The organism is Stenotrophomonas maltophilia, assembly GCF_002799245.1.
Lineage (GTDB): Bacteria > Pseudomonadota > Gammaproteobacteria > Xanthomonadales > Xanthomonadaceae > Stenotrophomonas > Stenotrophomonas maltophilia_S.
The window spans coordinates 59,307-82,261 of sequence record NZ_NEQV01000007.1; the positions used below are offsets into that span (position 1 = coordinate 59,307).

Sequence of the window (22,955 nt, forward strand, 5' to 3'; positions counted from 1 at the left end):
TGGTTGGCCGAATGCATTGGTCGGCACCAACCCTGGTTGGCCCAATGCCCTGGTAGATGCCAACCTTGGTTGGCACGCGTTGATCGGGCCGGTTCGGCTACGGCTCTACCCGGAACGGCCCATGCCCCTGCAGCTCCTGCTGGTAACGCCGCACATCGCGCCGCTCCTGCCGGCACCAGTCCTGCAGCGCCCCGGCGAACTCCGCGTCGGCCACCCAGTGCCGGCTGCGCACCAGCGTGGGCAGGAAACCGCGCGCCAGCTTGTGCTCGCCCTGCGCGCCGGGCTCGAAACGGGCCAGCCCTTCGCGCAGGCAGTACTCGATACCCTGGTAGTAGCAGGCCTCGAAGTGCAGGCCGGGCAGGGTGGCGCCGCCCCAGTAGCGGCCGTACAGCGTGTCACCGCCGCGCAGGCAGAGTGCGCCGGCAATCGGCTGGCCCTCCTGTTCGGCCAGGAACAGCACCAGCCCGCGGCCCAGTGAAATGGCCAGATGGCGCAGGAAGGCCTCGGTCAGCGCGGGGGCGTTGCCGTATTCGAGGAAGGTCTGCAGGTAGAAGCGATACATCGCCTGCAGGTCGGCGCGGCTGGCCTCGTCGCCATGCACCACGCGGAACGTAATGCCCTGGCGGGTGACCTTGGCCCGTTCCTGCCGGATGTTCTTGCGGTGCTTGTGGTCCATCGCGCCGAGGAACTGATCGAACGTGGCCCAGTCGCCCGGGTTCTGCCACTGGAACTGCACGTCTTCGCGCAGCAGCCAGTCGTCGCCGAACAGCGCCTCGTCACCCGCTGCGTGGAAATTGATATGGGCCGAGGACACGTCCAGCGCTGGCAGCGCCTCGCGCACTGCCGACAGCAGTGTGGCGCGTTCTGAATCGTGACGGGCCAGCAGGCGTGGGCCGGTGACCGGCGAGTACGGCACCGCGCCCAGCCATTTCGGGTAGTAGTCGCGGCCATGGCGGGCATAGGCGTTGGCCCAGGCGTGGTCGAACACGAACTCGCCGTGCGAGTTGGTCTTCAGGTAGCCCGGAATGGCGCCAACCAGGGCGTCGCCCTGCCAGAGCGTGAAGTGTTGCGGCTGCCAGCCCCAGTCCTCGCGCAGGCAGCCGTGCTGTTCCAGGCCGGACAGGAAGGCGTGGCTGACGAACGGGTTGCGGCCGTCGTGCAGGGCATCCCAGTCGCTGGCGGGAATGGACTGCAGGGAATCGAGGAAGCGGGGGGAAGGCATGGTTGGCAAGGATAGGGCAGGTGGAGTAACGCGAGGTGGTCCCGGAGAGCGTGAGCTTGATTGCCAGGCATGGCCTGGCACTACTGAAAAGAAAAGGCCGGCGCTTTCGCGTCGGCCTTCCAGGTCAGACAGGGTGCGACGCAGGCCTCAGCTGGCCTTGCCCTGCGCGTCCAGGTAGCGCTCGGCATCCAGCGCGGCCATGCAGCCGAAGCCGGCCGAGGTGATCGCCTGGCGGTAGTGCTGGTCGGCCACGTCGCCGGCGGCGAACACGCCTTCCACCGAGGTCTGGGTGGCGTTGCCGCCCAGGCCCGAACGGATTTCCAGGTAGCCGTTGTTCATTGCCAGCTGGCCGTCGAACAGGGTGGTGTTCGGGTGGTGGCCGATCGCCACGAAGAAGCCATGGGCGTCGATGTCGCGGGTGCTGCCGTCCAGGGTGGACTTCACGCGCACGCCGGTCACGCCGGCATCGTTGCCCAGCACTTCCTCCACCTGGTGGTGCCAGACGGTCTCGATCTTGCCTTCGGCCACCTTCCTGAACAGCTTGTCCTGCATGATCTTCTCCGCCTTCAGGGTGTCGCGGCGGTGGACCAGGTAGACCTTGCGGGCGATGTTGGACAGGTACAGGGCCTCTTCCACGGCGGTGTTGCCGCCACCAACCACGACCACGTCCTGGTCGCGGTAGAAGAAGCCGTCACAGGTGGCGCAGGCGGAGACGCCGCGGCCCTTGAACTCCTCTTCGGTCGGGATGCCCAGGTACTTGGCGGTGGCGCCGGTGGAGATGATCAGCGCATCGCAGGTGTACTCGTGGCTGTCGCCGATCAGCTTGAACGGGCGCTGCGACAGGTCGGCGGTATGGATGTGGTCGAAGATGACCTCGGTCTCGAAGCGCTCGGCATGGGCCTGCATGCGCGCCATCAGGTCCGGGCCCATCAGGCCATGGGCGTCGCCCGGCCAGTTGTCCACCTCGGTGGTGGTCATCAGCTGGCCGCCCTGCTGCAGGCCGGTGATGACGACCGGCTTCAGGTTGGCGCGGGCGGCGTAGACGGCGGCGGTCCAACCGGCCGGGCCGGAACCGAGGATGACGAGGCGCTGGTGGCGGGAGGGCAGGCTGGTGCTCATGTAAACTCGCGAAAAGGTAGATGGGACAAGGCGCTGGCGATGTTTGCGCAGCATCCGTGGCAAGTCATAGAGTGGCGGCTGGGGCAGGGCGATTCAAGCCGATGAACAGAACGCCGTCATCCAGCGGTGGTTCCGGCCCTCTACAGACTCTGTCAGATGTCGCATAACTGAAAACTGACGCCGTCTCATTTATTATCAATCACTAACAGCGCATTCCAAAGGTATGGTCTAAGGTGGCGAAGCAGGTCCCCGAACGCTCCAAGTCCGACGACAGCAAGGCGTCACGTCGCACGGCCGCGGCGGCGACGACCGACAATCCACGCCGCCAGCGCCTTTGGCGCGATCTGGGCCTGATCGCCATCGCGCCGGCCCTGCTGTACCTGGCGGCCAGTCTTTTCACGTATTCAGCTACCGATCCGGGCTGGTCGCATACCGGCAGCGTGGTCGCGCCGGTACACAACCTGGGTGGCCGCGCCGGCGCCTGGATCGCCGACGTGCTGCTGCAGCTGTTCGGCTACATCGCCTTCCTGCTGCCGGTGGTGCTGGGCGCGCTGGCGTGGATCGCCATGTTCGGCCTCAAGCGCGAGAGCAAGGGCGAGAACGATCTGGACCCGGCGCTGCGCCTGGTCGGCCTGGTCGGTTTCCTGATCGCCGGCACCGGCTTCCTGCATGTACGCCTGTTCAGTGGCGATGTCTCCAGTGCCGGCGGCATCCTCGGCAAGCTGGTCGGCAATTCGCTCACGGTGGGCTTCGGTGCGCTGGGTGCGAACCTGTTCGTGCTGGTGCTGCTGCTGGCCTCGATCACCCTGGCCACCGGGCTGTCCTGGTTCACGGTGATGGAGAAGATCGGCCGCGGCGTGATGTCGCTGGCGCCGTTGCTGGCGCGCAAGAAGGAAGAAGTCACCGAGTGGCAGCAGACCCGGGTGATGCGCGAGGAGCGCCAGGAAGTGCGCAAGGCCGATGCCGAGGTGCGCGCCAAGCGCGAGCCGGTGAAGATCGAGCCGCGCCCGGAACCGGTGATCGAGAAGAGTGACCGGGCCAAGCGCGACACGCAGATCCCGATGTTCCGTGGCGTCAACGGCGATGGCTCGGACCTGCCGCCGCTGGCCCTGCTGGACGACCCCAAGCCGCAGCCGGTGGGCTACGACAAGGAAACCCTGGACGCGCTGTCGCGGCAGATCGAGTTCAAGCTGAAGGATTTCCGCATCGAAGCCCAGGTGGTCGGTGCCAACCCTGGCCCGGTCATCACCCGCTTCGAGATCGAGCCCGCACCGGGCATCAAGGTCAGCCAGATCAGTTCGCTGGACAAGGACATCGCGCGCGGCCTGTCGGTGAAGTCGGTGCGCGTGGTCGACGTGATTCCGGGCAAGTCGGTGATCGGCCTGGAAATTCCGAACGTCACCCGCGAGATGATCTACCTGTCCGAGCTGCTGCGTTCGAAGGAATACGACAAGTCGGCCAGCGTGCTGACCCTGGCGCTGGGCAAGGACATCGCCGGGCGCTCGACCGTGGCCGACCTGGCGCGCATGCCGCACCTGCTGGTGGCCGGTACCACCGGTTCGGGCAAGTCGGTGGCGGTCAACGCGATGGTGCTGAGCCTGCTGTTCAAGGCCTCGCCGAAAGACCTGCGGATGCTGATGATCGACCCGAAGATGCTCGAACTGAGCGTCTACCAGGGCATTCCGCATCTGCTGGCGCCGGTGGTCACCGACATGAAGGAGGCCGCCAACGGCCTGCGCTGGTGCGTGGCCGAGATGGAGCGCCGCTACAAGCTGATGAGCGCAGTGGGCGTGCGCAACCTGGCCGGCTTCAACAAGAAGGTGAAGGAAGCCCAGGACGCCGGCCAGCCGCTGATGGACCCGCTGTTCAAGCCGAACCCGGAACTGGGCGAGGCGCCGCGACCGCTGGAGACGCTGCCGTTCATCGTCATCTTCATCGACGAATTCGCCGACATGATGATGATCGTCGGCAAGAAGGTGGAAGAGCTGATCGCACGCCTGGCACAGAAGGCGCGTGCGGCCGGCATCCACCTGATCCTGGCCACGCAGCGTCCGTCGGTGGATGTGATCACCGGCCTGATCAAGGCCAACATCCCGACCCGCATCGCCTTCCAGGTCAGCTCCAAGATCGACTCGCGCACCATCCTCGACCAGTCCGGCGCGGAGACCCTGCTCGGCCACGGCGACATGCTGTACCTGCCGCCGGGTACGGCCATGCCCGAGCGCGTGCACGGCGCCTTCGTCTCCGACGAGGAAGTGCATCGCGTGGTTGAACACCTCAAGGCGATGGGTCCGGCCGACTATGTCGACGGCGTGCTGGACGAAGTGCAGACGATGGGCGACGGCGTGGTGGTCGGTGCCACCGGCCTGCCCGAGAACAGCTCTGCCGGCGATGAGTCCGACCCGTTGTATGACGAAGCGCTGCGGGTGGTCACCGAGACCCGCCGCGCCTCGATTTCCGGCGTGCAGCGCCGGCTGAAGATCGGCTACAACCGTGCAGCGCGACTGATCGAGGCCATGGAAGCGGCCGGCGTGGTCAGCCCGCCCGAGCACAACGGCGACCGCACGGTGCTGGCACCGCCGCCGCCGAAGTAAGGCCCAAGGCCCGACGTATCCCCCACGACGTCCAAGGAACCGACGCATGCTTCACCCCGTACCCAGCGCGCTGGCACTGGCGCTGGCAGCCTTCCTGGCTGCCGGCCCGGCTCTGGCAGAAACCGCCACCTCCGCGCCCGCCACGGCGCCGCCTTCCACCAGCGGCGATACCGAAGCCAGCAATAATTTCAGCATTGTCCGTTACCGCGCCGACTACCAGGTGCGGCCGGATGCGGGCAATGTGCAGACCGAAACCTACGAAGTCCTGCTCAAGACCAAGGCGTCCGTCGAGCAGTTCAGCCAGGTGCGGCTGAGCTACAGCGAGAAGATGGAGACGCTGGAAGTGCTCGGCGCCTACACCATCACCGCCGACGGCCAGCGCCGCGACGTGCCGGCCGACCGCATCTACACCCAGGAGAGCTACTCCAGCGCTTCGGCGGCGATGTATGCCGACCGCAAGGTGCGGGTGATCGTGTTCCCGAACCTGGCCCCGGGCACGCGCCTGTATTACCAGGTGCGCCGCACCCAGGCCACGCCGTACTTCCCGGGCTATTTCGGCCTGTGGGAGACCTTCAATGTGTTCACCGAGTACGAGGACGCCGAGGTCACCCTGAGCGCGCCGGCCAACCTGCCGATGTTCGTCGACAGCCGCGGCGTGCAGGGCAGCGATCGCCCGACGGTGAAGAACGGCCAGGCGCAGTGGCGCTGGCGCTACCAGCGTCGCGAGGCCATGCCAGCGCAGAACTGGTCGGCAGCCGGCTGGGAGTTCGGCCCGAACATCATGGCCAGCACCTATCGTGACTGGTCGCAGATGGGGCGCGCCTACCAGCTCAAGGCCGGCCCGGCCGCGCAGGTCACGCCGGAACTGCAGGCGCTGGCCGACCAGGTCACCGCCGGCATCAGCGACCGCCGCGAACAGGCCGATGCGCTCTACCGCTGGGTGGCGCAGAACATCCGCTATGTGGCGGTGTACCTGGGCAATGGTGGCCTGGAGCCGAACAGCGCGCAGAGCGTCCTCGACAACCACTACGGTGACTGCAAGGACCACGTGACGATCCTGGAGGCGCTGCTGGCGGCCAAGGGCATCGCCAGCTCGCCGGTGCTGATCGGTGCCGGCGGCGGCCCGACGCTGCCGAAGATTCCGGTGCTGGGCCGCTTCAACCACGCCATCACCTACATCCCCGAGTTCGATCTGTACCTGGATTCGACCACTGCGTGGGCGCGCTTCGGGCAGTTGCCGGAAGGTGACCTGGGTGCGCCGGTGATGCGTACCCGCGACGCGACGCTGGCGCGCACCCCGGCCAACACGCCCGAGCGCAATGCCACCTCGATGGAGGTGCGTTTCACCTTCGACGCCAACGGCAACCTGCGCGGCGAGACCATCCCGAAGCTGGGCGAGAACGCCGAGATCGGCATGCGCGCCCAGTTCTCCCAGCTCAATGCGCAGAACCGTGCGCGCGCTGAAGAGCAGATCATGGCGTCTTCGGGCTTCGACGGGCGAGGGCAGCTGCAGATCCAGGGCGTGCCGGTCGACCTGACCCGCCCGTTCGGTTACCGCATGGCGTTCCAGGCCGAGGACTACGCCGACTTCAGCGTGGCCGGCGGCATGGCCGTACCGGACCCGCCGGGTGGCGAGTCGGTGCGCGGGCTGTACGCCACCGCCTCGGCGCCAGCCAACGAGACGCCGTTCTACTGCAATGCCAGCCTGCGCGAGGAAACCTATCGCCTGCAGTTCCCGGCCAACGCACCGATCATCGCCATCCCGGCCAGCCAGCGTTTTGCCAACGCCGCCGGCGAGTACCGGGTGGACTGGAGTCGCGAGGGCCAGGAGGTGATCGTGCACCATCGCCTGCAGCAGAATGCGGTGCGTGGCCCGGAGGCACTGTGCCAGCCACAGGACTACTCCGCGTTCCGCGCGCTGTATCGCGAAGTGCGGCGCGGCTTCCGTGGCCAGGTGCTGTACGGCAAGCTGCCGGCATCCGGCGGCTGAATCGCCGATGGACGTTCGGGGCGGCATAATGTCGCCCTGATCGCCCATTCATCTTTGCCCGGGCACACTGGCCACCACCTTTCCTGGCGCCCGCGCCCACAGGATTTCCGCATGAACTTCCGCTTCCGCCGTTTCCTTGCCACCACCACCCTGGCCGTGGCCTGCGCCGCTGCCGGCAGCGCCTGGGCTGGCGCTCGCGATGACCTGAAGGCCTTCACCGGCGGCCTGAAGGGCCTGGATGGCCAGTTCAGCCAGCAGGTGTTCGACAGCCGTGGCAAGGTGAAGGAATCGACCAGCGGCCGCGTGGCCCTGTCGGCGCCGCGCCTGTTCCGCTGGGAATACGTGCGCCCGCACGAACAGCTGATCGTGGCTGACGGCAAGAAGGTCTGGATGTACGAGCCGGACCTGGAGCAGGCCACTGTTCGCGAGCAGGGCAAGGAAGAGCAGAACAGCCCGCTGACCGCACTGATCAACCCGGCGCTGCTGGAGCAGCAGTACGACGTCAGTGAAGAGGCCGCGCAGCGCGACGGCCTGCAGTGGCTGTCGCTGTCGCCGAAGCGCGATACCGAAGCCAGCTTCCAGTACGCCGCGCTGGGCTTCAATGCCCAGGGCCTGGCGAAGATGGAAATCACCGACGCGGTCGGCCAGCGCACCGTGATCAGCTTCAGTGGCTGGAAGCGCAACCCGGGCTTCGCCGCCGGCACCTTCAGCTTCACCCCGCCGAAGGGCACCGACGTCATCGGTAATTGAGGTGGCTGCCAGCCGTATCGGCAATTGAGGTGGGTGCCAACCGGGTGGGTGCCAACCGTTGGTTGGCACACTTCTGACCTGCCGGCCAGCGGCCGGCACTACCGGGCATGGCCCGGCTCTGGTGGGTGCCAACCGGGTGGGTGCCAACCGTTGATTGGCACGCTTCTGACCTACCGGCCAGCGGCCGGCACTACCGGTCATGGCGGTACAATGTGCGGGTGCCAAGACATCGCTCCACTTCCTTCCCTGGCCCCGATCTGCTGAGCGTCGATCGGGAACATCTGCGCCCGCTGGCCGAGCGCATGCGCCCGCGCGCCCTCGACGAAATGGTCGGGCAGAAGCGCCTGCTGGCGCCGGACAGCGCGCTGCGCCGCGCGGTCGAATCCGGTCGCGTGCATTCGATGATCCTGTGGGGGCCGCCGGGCTGCGGCAAGACCACGCTGGCGCTGCTGCTGGCCGAGTATTCCGACGCCGAATTCCGCGCCATCTCCGCCGTGCTGTCCGGCCTGCCGGAGGTGCGCCAGGTGCTGGCCGAGGCTGCGCAGCGCTTCGCCGAAGGCCGGCGCACGGTGCTGTTCGTGGATGAGGTGCATCGCTTCAACAAGGCGCAGCAGGACGCCTTCCTGCCGCACATCGAGCGCGGCACCATCCTGTTCGTCGGCGCCACCACCGAGAATCCGTCGTTCGAGCTGAACTCGGCGCTGTTGTCGCGTTGCCGCGTGCATGTGCTGGAAGGTGTTTCGCCCACGGACATCGTCGAGGCGCTGCAGCGTGCACTGGGTGATCGCGAGCGCGGGCTCGGCGAAGAGCACATCGAAGTGGCGCCCGAGCTGCTGCTGGAAATCGCCACCGCTGCCGATGGTGATGTGCGCCGTGCACTGACCCTGTTGGAGATCGCCGCCGAACTGGCGGGCGGGGAGGGCGGTCGCATCACCCCGCAGACCCTGACCCAGGTGCTGGCCGATCGCACCCGCCGCTTCGACAAGGGCGGCGAGCAGTTCTACGACCAGATCTCGGCACTGCACAAGTCGGTACGCAGTTCCAATCCCGATGCTGCGCTGTACTGGCTGACCCGCATGCTCGATGGCGGCTGCGATCCATCCTATCTGGCGCGCCGGCTGACCCGCATGGCGATCGAGGATATCGGGCTGGCTGATCCGCGCGCGCAGAGCATGGCGCTGGAAGCCTGGGACATCTACGAGCGGCTGGGCAGTCCGGAGGGCGAGCTCGCGTTCGCCCAGCTGGTGCTCTATCTGGCCAGCACCGCCAAGTCGAACGCTGGCTATGCGGCCTTCAACCAGGCCAAGGCCGATGTGCGCGAAAGCGGCACCGAAGAAGTGCCGCTGCACCTGCGCAACGCGCCGACCAAGCTGATGAAGGAGCTGGGCTACGGCGCCGAGTACCAGTACGACCACGATGCCGAAGGTGGTATCGCGCTGGACCAGACCGGTTTTCCGGATGCGATGGGCGAACGCGTGTACTACAACCCGGTGCCACGCGGCCTGGAGATCAAGCTGAAGGAAAAGCTGGACCGCCTGCGCGCCGAGCGCGAAGCGGCGCGGGCGGCAAAGGGCCGCTGAGCCGGCTGGTGCTCGTGCAGGGTCGGGCATGGCTCGACGCTGCATTGTCCTGCGTGCCCGCATTTGGCACACTGCGCGGCTACTTTTTTCAAGGATGGATGCCGTGCAGGAAATGATTCTGCCGTTGAAGCGTTACGCCCAGTTCGAGGGTCGTGCCAACCGTCGCGAATACTGGATGTTCCAACTGTTCATGCTGATAGTCTCAGCCGTCCTGATGGTGCCGCTCATCGCCGCGTTGATGATGCAGTCCGACGGCCTGGGCATCGCGTCGGTCATTCTGTTTGTCGTGTTCTGGATGGCCACCCTGCTTCCGGTCATCGCCGTCACCGTGCGCCGCCTGCATGACTGCAACCAGTCGGGCTGGATGTACCTGCTGGCCTTCATTCCGTTCGGTGGCCTGGTGATCCTGGTGTTCGCGCTGCTGCCGGGCACACCGCAGGACAATGCATACGGTCCGGTGCCCACCGGGCCCTGACGCTGTGGGAGCCGGGCATGGCCCGGCTCTTCAGAAGCACGATTACTTCAGGGTGCAATCGCCGAACGACAGGTAGTCGGTGCCGGAGCTGAACTGCAGCGTGCAGCTGGCGGTGAAAACGGCGCCTTCTTCCAGGGCACCCAGCTTGGCGGCCTGCTGGTCATCGGAGGTGGTCAGCCGGGCCAGGACATTGCCCTGGTCATCGCCTGCCTCGATCAGCGGCTCGCCCTGCAGGTTGCTGGAAACACCCAGCGCCACCGCGGTGAACGTCACCGTCTGGTTGAGTTCTTCCATGCTCAGCGTCGAATTGCCGGCTTCTTCATAGGCCTGGTAGAGCGTCGGCAGGTCCTGTGCGGCGTGGGCGGCCAGCGGGGCGAGCAGGCCGAAGGTAAGGGCGATCAGTGCAGTGTGCTTCAAGGGGTCTCACAATCATGGGATCCAATCCCATGGCGGTTGTGCGCAGATGAACGCAACCCGGTGGGCGGCACGTGCCCGCCATCCATGGCTGCGCTGGAAGCGGGGCGATCCAATGCCCCGGTGGGCGGCAAAATAGGTGAATTGCTGCCCTCTGCGCAACCGGGGCATGCGCGCGCGTGATACACAGCGTGACGTTTGATCGATGTGATAATCATTCGCGTTTGAGGTAGACTGCGGTCCCTTGTGAACCGGCGGCCATGGGCCGCTCCTGCCGCCGCCGATGAAGCATTTCGTCCTGCCTTCGTACCGTGGGCCGCTGGCCTGCGGACTGGCCGCCTTGATGATGGGTCTGCTCCTGGCCACCCCGTACGCCCATGCGCAGCAGCGCAATCCGCTGCAGAAGATCGGCCACACCGTGCTCGACGAGCCGGCGGCGAGCTATCGCTTTGAACATTTCGTGGTGGACAGCCCGGACCAGCAACGCCGTTGGCGGGTGAACCTGGCGATTCCGGCCCGGGCCGGCAAGGCGCCATTGCCGGTGCTGTACGCGCTGGACGGGAACGCCGTCGCCATGGTGCTGGATCAGCCGCTGCTGGCCGAGCTGGCCGCACGCAAGGTGCCGCCGGTGCTGGTGCTGATCGGCTACGACAACGACCTGCGCATCGACTCCAAGGCGCGCACCCGCGACTACACCGCGTGGATCGACCGCGCGGACGACGAGAGCGGCAGCACCCAGGCGGTCGGCGGTGGTGCTGCGGCCTTCCTCGATGTGATCGAGCGCCGCATCAAGCCCGAAGTCGAGCGTCGCGCACGCATCGATGCGCAGCAGCAAGCGCTGTGGGGGCACTCGCTGGGCGGGCTGTTCGTGCTCAATGCGCTGTATACCCGCCCCGCAGCCTTCCAGTCCTATCTGGCCGCTAGCCCGTCGCTGTGGTGGAGCCAGGGCGCGGCCCTGGGTGATCCGGAACAGCAGTTCGTGCAGAACGTGCACGGCCAGCCGGCAAAGCTCTGGCTGATGCTGGGCGGTGCCGAGCGGGTTGGTGATCGCGGCAAGCGCGACATGAACAACCCGCGCGTGGTCGCGCACCTGCGCCGCATCGGCGGTGCCACACCGGATGCGGCGATGCAGTTGTCCGAACGGCTGGGCAAGGTGCCGGGCCTGAGCGTGCAGTACCGCGAATTCGACGGCCTCGGCCACGGCCCGATGTTGCCGGCTTCGTTCCACGCCGCGCTGCACGAGCTGTACGGCGTGACCGACCGCAGTGCCGGCGATGGCGCGTCCAATGGCGGTGACAACGCCGCCGAATGAATCCCTCCGCACGCGATGCCGTGCGACCCCACTACCCAGGCGAGGCTGCCGGCGAGCAGCGGCCCAGGCAACCGATGAATCCCGCGCCACGTGGCGCGGCCTACGTGTGCAAGGAGCCTGCCATGTCGTTCCGTCCGTCCCTCCGCCTTACCTCTCTCGCTGCCGGCCTGCTGCTGGCGGTCACCGCCACCGCGCAGCCGGTGTTCGACCAGCCGGCCAACGCCACCTTCAAGGGTGAGGTTGTCTCACGCGGTGAGAACGTGGTTCCCGGCAGTACCGCCGACGTGGTCGGCCGTGGCTTCGTGCCGGGCCAGAAGGTCAGCCTGCTGCGTGGCGACAGCGTGCTCAACGCGCAGCCGGTGGTGGTCGACGCCGATGGCAACTTCAAGACCCAGCTGAGCATTCCGGGCGACGCGGTGCCGGGTACCCACCCGGTGGTGGTGCGCGCCAGCCAGCCGGCCGCAGCCACCGTGCTGAAGCTGCGCGTGTCGCCGCAGCTGCCGTTGTCCGGCCAGGCGCAGTTCGCCACCCAGTCCAACAAGCTGGTGCCGGGCCTGTACCAGTCCGCCTACAGCGCCGCCAGCAATGCGGTGTTCGTGACCTCGGCGGTCGGCCGCCCGCCGGTGACCCAGTCGCAGCTGCTGAAGCTGGACCCGAAGTCGCTGAAGGTGACCAGGGCGATCACCCCGGCACAGGTGCCGGGCAGCACCAATGGCGCGGTCTATGCGGTCTACGGCGTCGGCGTGGATGACACCAATGGCAACGTCTGGGTGACCAACACCCGCCAGAACTCGATCGCCGTCTACCGCCAGAAGGACCTGTCGCTGGTCCACCAGTTCCCGGTCGACAGCGTGCCGCATGCGCGCGACGTGGTGGTCGATGGCGCCCACGGCAAGGTGTTCGCCTCGGCCACGGGTGAGGACCACCTGTCGGTGTTCGATGCGAAGACCTTCAGGGAACTGCCGGCAGTGACGCTGGAATCCGGCGTGGATGACGGCAAGTTCACCCCGATGAGCCTGGTGCTGGACGAAAAGGCCGGCAAGCTGTTCACCGTCAGCATCGGTACCCCTGAAGCAGCAGTGATCGATGTGGCCAGTGGCAAGGTCGACAAGGTCATCGACCTGGGCAATTCGATCAGCGCCTCGGGCGTGGCCTTCGATGCGGCGCGCAATCGCCTGTACGTCGCCTCGCAGGGTACCGACAACCTGCTCATCGTCGATGTGGCCGCCGGCAAGGTACTGCACGACGTGCCGGTCGGTGCCGGCGCGCTGAACGTCGCCTTCGATGATGCATCCGGCCTGGCCTACGTCAGCAACCGCGGCGCCGGCACGGTCACCGTGGTCAACGGTGACGGCAAGGTGGTCGCCAACCTCGATGGCGGCACGCTGCCGAACCATGTCCGTGCCGATGGCAAGGGCAACGTGTTCGCGGTGAACAAGTCGCGCGGTGCCGAAGACCCGAAGGGTGACCGCATCACCCGCATCACCCCGAAGCAGTAAGTCACACGGCGGGGCGGCGTGCGCGTCGCCCTGCCAGCAAGGAGAACGTCCATGAACATCGCGTCCCGTCTGCGCCTGTGTGCGCTTCCGTTGGCTGTTTCGCTGGCGCTGTCCGCCTGCAGCGGTTCGTCGACGCCGCCTGATGGCCAGAAGGCGGCCGAGCCGCCCGCCGCAACGGCAGCTGCCGAAACCGCATTGCCCGCAGGCTGGCAGCGCGTGGCCGGCACCGGGATGCCGTCCGTGCACGACCAGAAGGCCGTGTTGCCGGCCAAGGTGCACTCCGACGATGGCGCCGACGTCGAGGTGGCCGACACCGGTCGCATCATCGCCGGCGGTGACGACGTCATTGCGGTGATCGAGGCGCTGGGCCTGGGCAAGCAGGTATTTGCCGCGCCGACCAACACCACCACCCAGGCCGGCCTGGCCGCGCCGCACCAGTTCCTGTTCAACCGGACCACCGGCGTGGAGGGCGTGCTGAGCCTGCAGGGCTCGCTGTTCCTCGGCAACAGCCTGCGCCGCCACACCGAGCTGGCCAAAAAGCTGCGCGAAGTGGGCGAGCCGGCCGTGGTCATCGACGATCTGCAGCCGGCGCCGGACAAGGTGCGCAAGGTGGCCGCCGCACTAGGGCTGGCCGAGGCAGGGCAGACGCTTGCCACGCAGCTGCAGCGTCAGCTCGACGAGGCTGCAGCGATTGGCAAGGGCCTGGGCCATGCGCCACGAGTGATCCACGTCTCGGCAACCGGTGCCGGGGGCGCACCGACCGTTGCCGGTGCCGACAGTGCGTCGGCGCAGCTGATCGCACTGGCCGGTGGTGTCAACATCGGCACCGAGGCAGGGGTGAAGAACTACTCGCAGCTGAGCAATGAAGGCGTGGTCGCCGCGGCACCGGAAGTGATTCTGGTGACCGAGCATGACCTGCAGCTGTTCGGCGGCGCCGAAGGCCTGTGGAAGTCGTACCCGACGCTGAAGCAGACCCCGGCCGGGCAGGCCAACCGGGTCTGGGTGATGCCGGATGTGCAGCTGAAGTACACCAGCGTGGGTTCCGGCGCCGGTGCGCTGGCCCTGGCCAAGGCCCTGGCGGCGTTGCCGAAGGCATGAGTCCGGCGGATCGGCGCCGCCGTCGCGGGCGGACGATGTTGCTGGTGGCGTTGCTGGCACTGCTGGGGGCAGTGCTGGCGTCGTTCGCCGTGGGTCCGTTGCGGTTGCCGCCGCTGGAGGTGATGCAGGCGTTGGCGGTGAAGCTGGGCCTGCTCGATCCGCAGGCGGTCAGCAGCCGCGATCTGGCGGTGGTCTGGCAGCTGCGCATTCCGCGTGCCCTGTTGGGCGCCATGGTCGGTGCGTCGCTGGCGATGGCCGGTGCCAGCCTGCAGGGGCTGTTCGGCAATCCGCTGGCCGACCCCGGCATCGTCGGTGTCAGCCAGGGCGCGGCACTGGGGGCGGTGGCCGCCATCGTGCTTGGGGCTGCCGGTGCGGCCGGCTGGCTGGTGCCGGTGGCGGCATTCGCTGGCGGCGCGCTGGCGATCGGCCTGACCTATGCGCTGGCCCGGCCCGGCAAGGGTACGGGCAACGCGACGCTGCTGCTGGTCGGTATCGCGATGGCAGCGTTCTGCTCGGCACTGATCGGTTTCCTCACCTACATCGCCAGCGAAAGTGAACTGCAATCGCTGGTGTTCTGGCAGATGGGTTCGCTGGCCCGTGCCAACTGGGCCGACGTGGCGGCGGTGGTGCCGTTGTTTGCATTGGGCGTGTTTGCGCTGCAGCGACTGGCCACGCCGCTGGACATGCTGGCGCTGGGCGAACGCCAGGCGCAGCATCTGGGGCTGGATGTGACCCGCACCCGCCGCCGTCTGGTTGCGTTCAGTGCGCTGCTGGTGGGCGCGGCGGTGGCCTTTGCCGGTTCGATCAGCTTCGTCGGCCTGGTGGTGCCGCACGTGGCACGCCTGCTGGTCGGCCCGGGCCATCGCTGGTTGCTGCCGTTGTCCGGCCTGCTCGGTGCACTGCTGATCGTGGTCGCAGACACCGCTGCGCGCACGCTCGATCCGCCGGCGGAGATTCCGCTGGGCCTGTTCTCGGCCGCGCTGGGCGCGCCGTTCTTCCTCTGGCTGGTGCTGCAGCAGCGCCGCAAGGCGGCCCCATGAGCGTGCTGCTGAAGCTGCACGAAGTGGTGGTGCGCCGCCAGCAGCGCGAGATCCTGCATGGCATCTCGCTGGCGTTCGAGCCGGGCACGGTGACTGCCCTGGTGGGCCCGAATGGCGCGGGTAAATCCACGCTGTTGGCGGTGGCCGCCGGCGACCTGCGTGCTGACGCGGGCGAGGTAAGCCTGCTGGGCAGGCCACTGGCCGGCTACAGGGCGGGGCCACTGGCGCGCGAACGCGCGGTGATGCCGCAGGAGCACGGCGTGCGCTTTGCCTTCAGCGTGGAGGAAGTGGTGGCGATGGGGCGGCTGCCGCATCCTCCTGATCCGGCGAGGGATGACGCCCAGGTGGAGGCGGCGATCACTGCTGCCGAGCTGCAGGCGTTGCGGCTGCGCGAGGTGCAGCAGCTGTCCGGTGGCGAGTCTGCCCGGACCACCTTCGCGCGCGTGCTGGCGCAGGACACGCCGCTGCTGCTGCTCGATGAGCCCACGGCTGCGCTGGATCTGCGCCACCAGGAGCGCACGCTGCGCAGCGTGCGCGCCTGTGCCGAAGCCGGTGCGTGCGTGATCGTGGTGCTGCACGACCTGAATCTTGCCGCTGGCTATGCCGATCGCATCGTGCTGCTGGAGCAGGGCAGGGTGGCGGCCGATGGTACGCCGCTGCAGGTGCTCACCGAAGACAACCTGCAGCGGGTCTACCAGCAGGACGTGGTGGTGCTGGAGCATCCGCGGCGTGGTGTGCCGCTGGTGGTGGTGACCTAGCCTGGATCTGCCGGCGCCCTGGCGTGGTCGTAGCGGCCGCTGCACAACCCACTATCATGGGCGGTTCGCATTTTTCAAAGGATTGACCCCGATGAACCGTATCGTGCGCCGCTGTGCGCTGTCTGTTTCGCTGATCGCCCTCGCCGGTGCCGCACATGCCGGCACGTTGTCGCTTGAACATGCGGCCGAGCACGCCGCCAGTATCGAGACCCGCTACTCGATGGGGCCGGGCGCTGCGGTGACGTCGTTCACGACCCAGTACTTCGCCAATGGTGAAACCCTGATGGGTTGGGACGATCAACGTGTGTTGTTGCTGTGCGGGAAGGTCGCATACCTGAGCCTGCCCGGCATGAAACCGGAGGTTGGCAAGCTGACCCTCGAGCAACGGCAGATGGTCGCCTACGAGGCGATGATGGCCGGCATCGGTGGCATCGCCGGGCTGGCAGGCGTGACCGGCGAGACGCTCGATTTTTCCGATGACGGCAGCGAACGGCACAGCACCGGCGAACGCTCGTGGGCGTATGGCGTGGAGCGTTACGAGGTGATCACCCAGCGCCTGCCGGATGGCGCGGTGCGGGTGCGTGCGCTGAAGACCGAGACGGTCAACAAGGCCAGGCCTTCCACGCCGGACGATACCTTCAGTACCGACGAGGACCAGGCTGCGCGATTGTCCGAACTGGCACCGGTGGGTAGCTGGACCGAGCTGCTGATCCACGACGGGCCGCGACAGCCGGGTGCCGATGCGTCGATGTCGCTGAAGGGCTGGGTACCCACCGTCGAGAAGCGGGCGGCTACGGTGGGCGAGGCGCGCACGCTGCACGACTGCAAGTAAGACACTGTTGGGGTCAGATCCCTTTGCCTGTGGCAAAGGGATCTGACCCCAACGCCGACCGGCCGCATCGTTCCATTCATGCGCGCAATATTCACTTGCGCGCCAGATTGGCAGGTCTAGAATGCGCCCCATGAACCGGATGCCGCTCCTGAAGTTTTTCACCCTGACCCGCGCAAGCGCGGAACGGGCGTGTCTGCCTGGAGCCCCACGAGGCCGTTGAAACGGCCATCGCTGGACCTTCGACAGAGCGCCCTCCGGGGCGCTCTTTTCGTTTTACCCATCACCCAGTACCGCAAGGAGAACGTGCCATGCACCAGATCGCCGAGACCGAACGCTAGCCGCGCACCCTGTCGCCAACCGGGGTGCGCGGCCCCCGAAGTTGGCTTTGCAGGAACCTTTCTCATGAACACCCAAGTCCTTTCCCGCCGTCGCAACCTCGGCATCATTGCCCACATCGACGCCGGCAAGACCACGCTGACCGAACGCCTGCTGTGGAAAAGCGGCGAGATCCATCGCGTCGGTGAAGTGCACGATGGCAACGCGACCACCGATTTCTCGGCGATCGAGCGCGAACGTGGCATCACCATCGGCGCTGCCGCCGTGCAGGCGCAGTGGGCGCCGCGCGACCTGCCGCCGCATCGGCTGACCCTGATCGACACCCCCGGCCACATCGACTTCGCCATTGAAGTCGAGCGTTCGCTGCGCGTGCTCGACGGTGCCGTGGCCGTGTTCTCGGCCGTGGATGGTGTGCAGCCGCAGTCCGAAACCGTGTGGCGCCAGGCGCGCCGCCATCGCGTGCCGCTGATTGCCTTCGTCAACAAGATGGATCGCGTTGGCGCCTCCTTCGGGCGCGTGCTGGAGCAGCTGCAGGACAAGCTGCAGGCGCGGCCATGGGCGCTGGGCGTGCCGCTGGGCAGCGAAAGCGACTTCAACGGCTGGGTCGATCTGGTCGACGAGCGTGTGCTGCAGTGGCAGGACGGTGCAGCGACGACCATTACGCCGTGGGACGACACTGCGCGTGCGCAGTGGCAACCACAGCGCGATGCACTGGTCGAAGCCGTGGCCGATCACGATGAGCCATTGGCCGATGCCTGGCTGGAAGGTCGCGTGATCGATGCCAGGCTGCTGCGTGCGGCGATCCGCCGGGCGACGCTGGCGGGTGCGGGCGTGCCTGTGCTGGCCGGTGCGGCGTTCAAGGACAAGGGCATCGAAACGCTGCTGGATGCGGTGGTCGATTACCTGCCGTCGCCGCTGGATCGCCCTGCCGTGAGCGCTGAAAGCGATGATGGCGAGGTGGTGTTGCCGCCGGATCCGGACGGTCCGCTGGCCGGCCTGCTGTTCAAGATCACCCACCAGCAGCACGGCGCGCTGAGCTTCGTGCGGCTGTACTCGGGCACCTTGAGGGTGGGCGATGCGGTGGCCAGCTCGCAGCATCCGCAGGGGCGGCGCGTCAGCCGCCTGGTGCGGGTGCAGGCCGACCAGACCCACGACATCGAACAGGCTGTGGCCGGTGACATCGTGGCGGTGCTGGGCTGGAAGGATGCAGTCAGCGGTGAAACGTTGAGCGGTCGTGCGCAGCCGCTGCGCCTGGAGAGCATCCAGGCACAGGCACCGGTGCTGGCCTGGCGGCTGGAGCCGGCGCGCGCCGCCGACCTGATCCGGATGGCGCAGGGCCTGGCGAGCCTGGCCCAGGAAGATCCCTCGTTCCGTGTCGAAACCGATCGCGACACGGCGGAGACCCTGGTCTGGGGCATGGGCGAACTGCACCTGGAGGTGATGGTCGAGCGCCTGCGCAGCGAATGGAAGGTCGAGGTCGGCGTGGGTGCGCCGCGCGTGGCCTACCAGGAGACGCCGATGCGTGCGATGGCCGGCGTAGTGGGGCGGTTGGTCAAGCAGACCGGCGGCCAGGGCCAGTTCGCGCACGTGGTGCTGGATGTATCGCCGCGCGAGGACGACCAGGTGGTGTTCAACGACCGCATCGTCGGTGGCGTGGTGCCGCGCAGCTTCATTGCGGCGGTGGAAAAGGGCGTGCGTGCTGCGCTGTCGGAAGGCCCGCAGGGTCATCCGGTGGTCGGCATCGAGGTCAGCCTTGTCGATGGCCAGACCCATGCCAAGGACTCTTCGGAGATGGCGTTCCATCGCGCAGGTGCCGAGGCGATCAAGGCGGCGCTGGCCGAAGGTGGCACGCAGCTGCTGGAGCCGGTGATGGCGGTGACGGTGCATTCGCCGTCAGCGTCGGTGGGTGATGTGGTCGGCGACCTCAACCGTCGCCATGGTCGTATTGCCCGCATCGACGATCAGGATGGGCGCGCCGAGGTCAGTGGCTTCGCGCCGCTGGCGCAGCTGGTGGGCTATACCACCTCACTGCGTTCGCTCAGCCAGGGCCGGGCCAGCAGTGAGGCGCACCTGCACGGCTACGAGCCGGTGCGCGCGGCATGAGGAAGGCAAGGGGGAGCCCGTTCGCGGGCTCCCTTTTTGTGTTCGGATCCGCACTCGCACTGCAGGGACGAGCGAATCCGTGTTGGTGCGCTTTTTTTGCACTGCGTTGCAACAAAACTGCAGAAAAAGCTGGATTAAAGTGATGCCTCACGATAAATTGCGCACCCCCCGTTGCTCGCCGCCGCCCGCACCCTGCCCATGCGTGATGACAAAGACCCCGGAACCCTGGAGCTGACCCTGCCGCGCAAGCGCGGTCGTCCGCCCAAGTTCGGGTACGCGATGAGCGATGCGCAGCGGGCTGCGCGCTACCGTGCGCGCCGGGCAGGGCAGGCCAACCACGCCGACGTGCGTTCCTGCAGTGACATGGTGCTGCTGGACAAGATCCGTGCAGCAGTGAGTGCCCGCGACACCGAGCTGGCCGGTTTCCTGGTCCATGTGCTCTGGCAGCGCTACCCCCTGCAGCTGAAATAGTTCGCCGCTGGGGTGGCCGTTGTCATCGAGCTTGTTGATAATGCGGGATTCAGGTTGTTCCCGCTGGCGTGCCCGGGATGGCAGGCGCGCATGATCGAACGGTTCCCAAGATGACCACCACCAGCGACACCACCACCGAAGCGGCGCAGAGCGGCGCCCCCCTGTTCTATACCCGACCGGTGCCGCTGCAGGCCGATGTGCATGCCGATCTGCGCATCCTGCCGGGCAAGCTCGACTTCGCCGCCGGCAACAACGCCATTCCGCTGGTGCTGGGCGAGTTCTCGCTGGCCCTGCACCACTTCCCGATCCTGTTCGCCGGCCCCGGCGCGGTTCCGATGGCCGCCGTTGGCGTGTCCGACCAGAACCTGTTCATCAAGGACGGCCTGTGGGAAGACGAGGCCTATATCCCGGCCTACCTGCGCCGCCACCCCTTCATCTTCATCGACACCGGCGCGGAGAATGATTTCCTGCTGGGCATCGACGAGGAAAGCCCGCGCGTGGTCAAGGGTGGCGAAGAAGGCCAGCCGCTGTTCGTTGATGGCAAGGCTACCGAAATGGTGCAGCAGGCGCTGGAGTTCTGCGGCCAGTACACCCGCGAGCACGAACAGACCCTGGCCTTCTCCAAGGCCCTGACCGACAACGGCCTGCTGGTCGAGCGCAATGCGACCATTCGCACCCCGGATGGCCGCGAGTTCAACCTCAACGGCTTCCTGGTCGTGGACGTCGAAAAGTTCGTTGCACTGCCGGAAGCGACTGTGGTCGAGTGGCACCGCAGTGGCTGGCTGGCACTGATCCACCAGCACCTGATGTCGCTGGGCCGCTTCAATGACCTGACCCGCCGCCAGGTCGAGCGCCTGGCCGCCTGACCAGGCCCAAGGCATGGCTTCCGCAGTGCGGAAGCCATGCCCGCTGCGTCGCAGATCCGGAGCGCGCCCTGCAGGCGGCGTGCGTGATGGCGCAGTGCATTTCCATCGGGTGCATCCATGGCGTGTGTGATGTCGGGCGGTTCGCTGTCGATGTCGGCCAGGCAGCCCCGATCCAGCCCTGCAGGATGGGATAGGCGTGCAGCCTCCCGGGTCGCCGCCTCCTGCCGGGATGCCAGCAGGCGATGGGCACTGCCCACCACCAGGGTCAGGTCGGAGTTTTGCGCGACCTGCGTGCGGCAGGCGCCATCAGCACGGTCAGCAGCATGTTGTCGCCTTGCGCGCCGGCATCGGTGCCCGCTGCCTCAAGTTCCTCGATCAGTGCATTGATGCGGGCGAGTCGCTGGTCGTCGGCGCGAAAAGACAGGTGCCTGACCGCACAGTTGCGGCGCGGCCCTTCAAAGCGGGTGGCGGCATGCGTGGCCGCAGACGCGAAGGCGCGCAGGGTGGCGCCGACGACGCTTGCCGCCACGCGGACGAGGCTGCGGCGACCGGACGCTGTGCGCACCGCGCTGCGGGAGGACAGCAGCGGTGACGCCGTCGCGTAGACGGCCTCGGGCCGGCGGCCGGTGTCACGGTGTTCGCTGATGCGCACCAGCCCATTCTTCTCCAGGTGCGCCAGGTGATGGTAGAGCGCTGTCGCCGGGCGGCCCAGGCGCTCGGCGAGCTCGCGGGTGCTCGCCGGACCCTCCGCGTCCAGGCGCTGCAGTATCGCCATCCGCACCGGGGACGCCATGGCGGCAAGCTGGGTGGGGGTCAGCTGGAGGGGTGCCGGAGAGGGCTGGCTTGCGGTGGGCGACTTCATAATTCAAAATATAGTACAAATTTGAATGAAGTGGGGTTCGGAGATGCGCACGGCACGTTTTTGGATTGCCCTGGGCGGACTGCTGCTGGCGACGGTTGCCGCCGCCACACCTGCTGTTGCTGCGGAAGTCGTCCACGTTCCCCCGTCCAGCGGCAAGGGCGCCGCACTGGATGCGGCCGCGATCCGGCGGATCGACAGTGGCGTCGAACAGGTCATGCGTCGGTTCAACGTTCCTGGTGCCGCGGTGATGGTCCTCCAGGACGGCCGGCAGATCCATGCGAAGGCCTATGGCCAGCGCGATGTGGCCCTGGGGCTGGCGGTGCGCGCCGACACGCCCTTCGAGATCGGCTCGATCACCAAGCAGTTCACTGCCGCAGCGGTGGTGCAGCTGCAGGAAGCCGGAAAGCTCACGCTGGATGACCCGCTTGCCCGGTATCTGCCAGACGCACCGCATGCGCACGCGGTGACCCTGCGCCAACTGCTGTCCCATACCAGTGGCCTGCACGACTATTTCGACGGGCCCGAACAGGAGGTCGACGCACGGGTGACGCAGCCGATTGCGCTTGATCGCCTGATCGGGCGCATCAGCGATCGCCCTCTCGATTTCGAACCTGGCAGCCGCTGGTCGTACTCCAACACCGGGTATGTGCTGCTCGGTCGTGTCATCGAGGTCGTATCGGGGGAGCGCTACGTCGACTACGTGCGCCGGCATCTGCTGGAGCCGCTGGGCATGCGGCATACCTTTACCCTGGCCGATACTGGGCGGCTGGAGGGCATGGCCGTGGGGTATCGGCATGAAGCGGGTGCCCTGCGCCGGTCCCCTTACTTCCACCCGGACTGGAGTGGCGCCGCCGGCTTCCTGGTCAGTACGCTGGACGACCTCGCGCGCTGGGATCGCGGCCTGGCCGGGGGCAGGGTGGTCAGCAATGCTGGCTACATCGAAATGACGACCCCGGTTCAGACCCGTGATGGCGGCAGTGCCGATTATGGGCTGGGATTGTTCGTCAACACGGTCTACGGCCAGGCCCGGATCGGCCACACCGGCGGATCTCAAGGGTTCACCACCGCCGACGAGTATTTCCCCGATCTTGGGCTGCGCATCATTGCCTTCACCAATCTCGGGGACAAGACGCCGGAGGCCGGAATCACGCTGACCAACGCGGTCTTCAGTGCGCTTCATCCAGCCATTGTCGCCGCGTGGAGCCGGCCTGCGCCCGGGGAAGATGCCGCAGTGACCCAGCGAGCGCGTGCGACGTTCGAGCAACTGCAGGCCGGACGTGACTATGCGGATTTCAGCGCGAGCCTGCGCGGGAAGCTGGAGGCGGGGCTGGGCGTTGGGCTGTCGAAGGCGATCGGGCCCTACGGGAAGCCGGCCACCCTGATCTTCAAGGGTACGCAGGCCAGCGCGAAAGGCACGATGTACCGCTATGTCGCAACCTTCGGCCCAGGCGTCTTCATGCCGTACATGATCCGCCCCGATGAAGAGGGCAGGGTTGCAGGATTCGCGCTGGATTGAGTGCGGGCTGGCAGGCCCGCGGGGTTGTTGCTCATCGCCCCCGGCGTTGGTTTAAACCTTTCCGGCAACCCCGGCATCGTATCTGCATGGAGCGGGACGAACGCAAGGGGGAGCAACT

The 22,955-nt window shown here is 67.2% G+C and carries 19 protein-coding genes; 15 read left to right on the forward strand and 4 right to left on the reverse strand.

Features of this window, described 5'->3' with window-relative positions; genetic code table 11:
- Window positions 1-97: 97 nt before the first annotated feature.
- Both B9Y64_RS18720 and trxB read right to left on the reverse strand, forming a co-directional pair.
- On the reverse strand, window positions 98-1,222 hold the full coding sequence (locus tag B9Y64_RS18720; RefSeq protein ID WP_100441991.1) for a GNAT family N-acetyltransferase: 1,125 nt from the start codon (window positions 1,220-1,222) through the stop codon (window positions 98-100).
- A gap of 147 nt (window positions 1,223-1,369) precedes the next feature.
- Entirely contained in the window at window positions 1,370-2,341 is a 972-nt protein-coding gene (gene trxB / locus B9Y64_RS18725) for a thioredoxin-disulfide reductase (RefSeq protein ID WP_100441992.1), read from the reverse strand.
- A gap of 233 nt (window positions 2,342-2,574) precedes the next feature.
- Here trxB and B9Y64_RS18730 point away from each other — a divergent pair, with 233 nt between their 5' ends.
- From B9Y64_RS18730 to B9Y64_RS18750, 5 genes are all read left to right on the forward strand, one after another.
- Window positions 2,575-4,935, forward strand: coding sequence for a DNA translocase FtsK (locus B9Y64_RS18730; RefSeq protein WP_100441993.1), 2,361 nt, complete (start codon window positions 2,575-2,577; stop codon window positions 4,933-4,935).
- 46 nt (window positions 4,936-4,981) lie between these two features.
- Window positions 4,982-6,925 (forward strand): DUF3857 domain-containing protein, encoded by a 1,944-nt coding sequence (locus B9Y64_RS18735; RefSeq protein ID WP_100441994.1) that lies wholly within the window; start codon window positions 4,982-4,984, stop codon window positions 6,923-6,925.
- 111 nt (window positions 6,926-7,036) lie between these two features.
- Window positions 7,037-7,675 carry an outer membrane lipoprotein chaperone LolA gene (lolA, locus tag B9Y64_RS18740; protein ID WP_100441995.1) on the forward strand — a complete coding sequence of 213 codons (639 nt, stop codon included), beginning with the start codon at window positions 7,037-7,039 and terminating at the stop codon, window positions 7,673-7,675.
- Window positions 7,676-7,977: 302 nt separating this feature from the next.
- A complete protein-coding gene (locus B9Y64_RS18745; protein WP_238379937.1) occupies window positions 7,978-9,255 on the forward strand; it encodes a replication-associated recombination protein A in 1,278 nt (425 codons plus the stop codon).
- Between the two features lie 103 nt (window positions 9,256-9,358).
- Window positions 9,359-9,730, forward strand: a complete 372-nt coding sequence (locus B9Y64_RS18750; RefSeq protein WP_100442098.1) for a DUF805 domain-containing protein — start codon at window positions 9,359-9,361, stop codon at window positions 9,728-9,730.
- A gap of 42 nt (window positions 9,731-9,772) precedes the next feature.
- Here B9Y64_RS18750 and B9Y64_RS18755 read toward each other — a convergent pair whose 3' ends face one another.
- Window positions 9,773-10,147, reverse strand: a complete 375-nt coding sequence (locus B9Y64_RS18755; RefSeq protein ID WP_100441996.1) for a hypothetical protein — start codon at window positions 10,145-10,147, stop codon at window positions 9,773-9,775.
- Between the two features lie 280 nt (window positions 10,148-10,427).
- On the opposite strand from B9Y64_RS18755, the gene B9Y64_RS18760 reads away from it, so the two are divergent.
- From B9Y64_RS18760 to B9Y64_RS18800, 9 genes are all read left to right on the forward strand, one after another.
- Window positions 10,428-11,456 carry an alpha/beta hydrolase gene (locus B9Y64_RS18760; RefSeq protein ID WP_100441997.1) on the forward strand — a complete coding sequence of 343 codons (1,029 nt, stop codon included), beginning with the start codon at window positions 10,428-10,430 and terminating at the stop codon, window positions 11,454-11,456.
- A 122-nt stretch (window positions 11,457-11,578) separates the two neighbouring features.
- On the forward strand, window positions 11,579-12,955 hold the full coding sequence (locus B9Y64_RS18765) for a YncE family protein (protein WP_100441998.1): 1,377 nt from the start codon (window positions 11,579-11,581) through the stop codon (window positions 12,953-12,955).
- Window positions 12,956-13,006: 51 nt separating this feature from the next.
- Complete coding sequence (locus tag B9Y64_RS18770) at window positions 13,007-14,053, forward strand: heme/hemin ABC transporter substrate-binding protein (RefSeq protein ID WP_100441999.1); 1,047 nt, start codon at window positions 13,007-13,009, stop codon at window positions 14,051-14,053.
- On the forward strand, window positions 14,050-15,093 hold the full coding sequence (locus B9Y64_RS18775) for a FecCD family ABC transporter permease (protein WP_100442000.1): 1,044 nt from the start codon (window positions 14,050-14,052) through the stop codon (window positions 15,091-15,093). The genes B9Y64_RS18770 and B9Y64_RS18775 overlap by 4 nt, the downstream gene beginning before the upstream one ends.
- Window positions 15,090-15,851 carry a heme ABC transporter ATP-binding protein gene (locus B9Y64_RS18780; RefSeq protein ID WP_100442001.1) on the forward strand — a complete coding sequence of 254 codons (762 nt, stop codon included), beginning with the start codon at window positions 15,090-15,092 and terminating at the stop codon, window positions 15,849-15,851. The genes B9Y64_RS18775 and B9Y64_RS18780 overlap by 4 nt, the downstream gene beginning before the upstream one ends.
- Before the next feature lie 91 nt (window positions 15,852-15,942).
- A complete protein-coding gene (locus B9Y64_RS18785; protein WP_100442002.1) occupies window positions 15,943-16,683 on the forward strand; it encodes a hypothetical protein in 741 nt (246 codons plus the stop codon).
- Window positions 16,684-17,085: 402 nt separating this feature from the next.
- Window positions 17,086-19,122: an elongation factor G gene (fusA, locus tag B9Y64_RS18790; protein WP_100442003.1), complete on the forward strand. Its 2,037-nt coding sequence runs from the start codon at window positions 17,086-17,088 to the stop codon at window positions 19,120-19,122.
- Between the two features lie 198 nt (window positions 19,123-19,320).
- Entirely contained in the window at window positions 19,321-19,593 is a 273-nt protein-coding gene (locus B9Y64_RS18795) for a hypothetical protein (RefSeq protein ID WP_005409616.1), read from the forward strand.
- Between the two features lie 110 nt (window positions 19,594-19,703).
- On the forward strand, window positions 19,704-20,459 hold the full coding sequence (locus B9Y64_RS18800) for a SapC family protein (protein WP_100442004.1): 756 nt from the start codon (window positions 19,704-19,706) through the stop codon (window positions 20,457-20,459).
- Window positions 20,460-20,724: 265 nt separating this feature from the next.
- Here B9Y64_RS18800 and B9Y64_RS18805 read toward each other — a convergent pair whose 3' ends face one another.
- Window positions 20,725-21,321, reverse strand: a complete 597-nt coding sequence (locus B9Y64_RS18805) for an ArsR/SmtB family transcription factor (protein ID WP_100442005.1) — start codon at window positions 21,319-21,321, stop codon at window positions 20,725-20,727.
- A 25-nt stretch (window positions 21,322-21,346) separates the two neighbouring features.
- Between B9Y64_RS18805 and B9Y64_RS18810 the strand changes: the two genes are divergently transcribed.
- Window positions 21,347-22,837, forward strand: coding sequence for a serine hydrolase domain-containing protein (locus B9Y64_RS18810; protein ID WP_100442006.1), 1,491 nt, complete (start codon window positions 21,347-21,349; stop codon window positions 22,835-22,837).
- Window positions 22,838-22,955 lie beyond the last annotated feature (118 nt).

Bases quoted from the DNA above. Each gene is read 5' to 3' on its own strand.
- B9Y64_RS18765 (WP_100441998.1), top strand. From the start codon at position 11,579: ATGTCGTTCCGTCCGTCCCTCCGCCTTACCTCTCTCGCTGCCGGCCTG.
- B9Y64_RS18775 (WP_100442000.1), top strand. From the start codon at position 14,050: ATGAGTCCGGCGGATCGGCGCCGCCGTCGCGGGCGGACGATGTTGCTG.
- lolA (WP_100441995.1), top strand. From the start codon at position 7,037: ATGAACTTCCGCTTCCGCCGTTTCCTTGCCACCACCACCCTGGCCGTG.
- B9Y64_RS18795 (WP_005409616.1), top strand. From the start codon at position 19,321: ATGCGTGATGACAAAGACCCCGGAACCCTGGAGCTGACCCTGCCGCGC.
- fusA (WP_100442003.1), top strand. From the start codon at position 17,086: ATGAACACCCAAGTCCTTTCCCGCCGTCGCAACCTCGGCATCATTGCC.
- B9Y64_RS18745 (WP_238379937.1), top strand. From the start codon at position 7,978: ATGCGCCCGCGCGCCCTCGACGAAATGGTCGGGCAGAAGCGCCTGCTG.
- B9Y64_RS18735 (WP_100441994.1), top strand. From the start codon at position 4,982: ATGCTTCACCCCGTACCCAGCGCGCTGGCACTGGCGCTGGCAGCCTTC.
- B9Y64_RS18760 (WP_100441997.1), top strand. From the start codon at position 10,428: ATGAAGCATTTCGTCCTGCCTTCGTACCGTGGGCCGCTGGCCTGCGGA.
- B9Y64_RS18780 (WP_100442001.1), top strand. From the start codon at position 15,090: ATGAGCGTGCTGCTGAAGCTGCACGAAGTGGTGGTGCGCCGCCAGCAG.
- trxB (WP_100441992.1), bottom strand. From the start codon at position 2,341: ATGAGCACCAGCCTGCCCTCCCGCCACCAGCGCCTCGTCATCCTCGGT.
- B9Y64_RS18800 (WP_100442004.1), top strand. From the start codon at position 19,704: ATGACCACCACCAGCGACACCACCACCGAAGCGGCGCAGAGCGGCGCC.
- B9Y64_RS18770 (WP_100441999.1), top strand. From the start codon at position 13,007: ATGAACATCGCGTCCCGTCTGCGCCTGTGTGCGCTTCCGTTGGCTGTT.
- B9Y64_RS18810 (WP_100442006.1), top strand. From the start codon at position 21,347: ATGAAGTGGGGTTCGGAGATGCGCACGGCACGTTTTTGGATTGCCCTG.
- B9Y64_RS18720 (WP_100441991.1), bottom strand. From the start codon at position 1,222: ATGCCTTCCCCCCGCTTCCTCGATTCCCTGCAGTCCATTCCCGCCAGC.
- B9Y64_RS18785 (WP_100442002.1), top strand. From the start codon at position 15,943: ATGAACCGTATCGTGCGCCGCTGTGCGCTGTCTGTTTCGCTGATCGCC.
- B9Y64_RS18805 (WP_100442005.1), bottom strand. From the start codon at position 21,321: ATGAAGTCGCCCACCGCAAGCCAGCCCTCTCCGGCACCCCTCCAGCTG.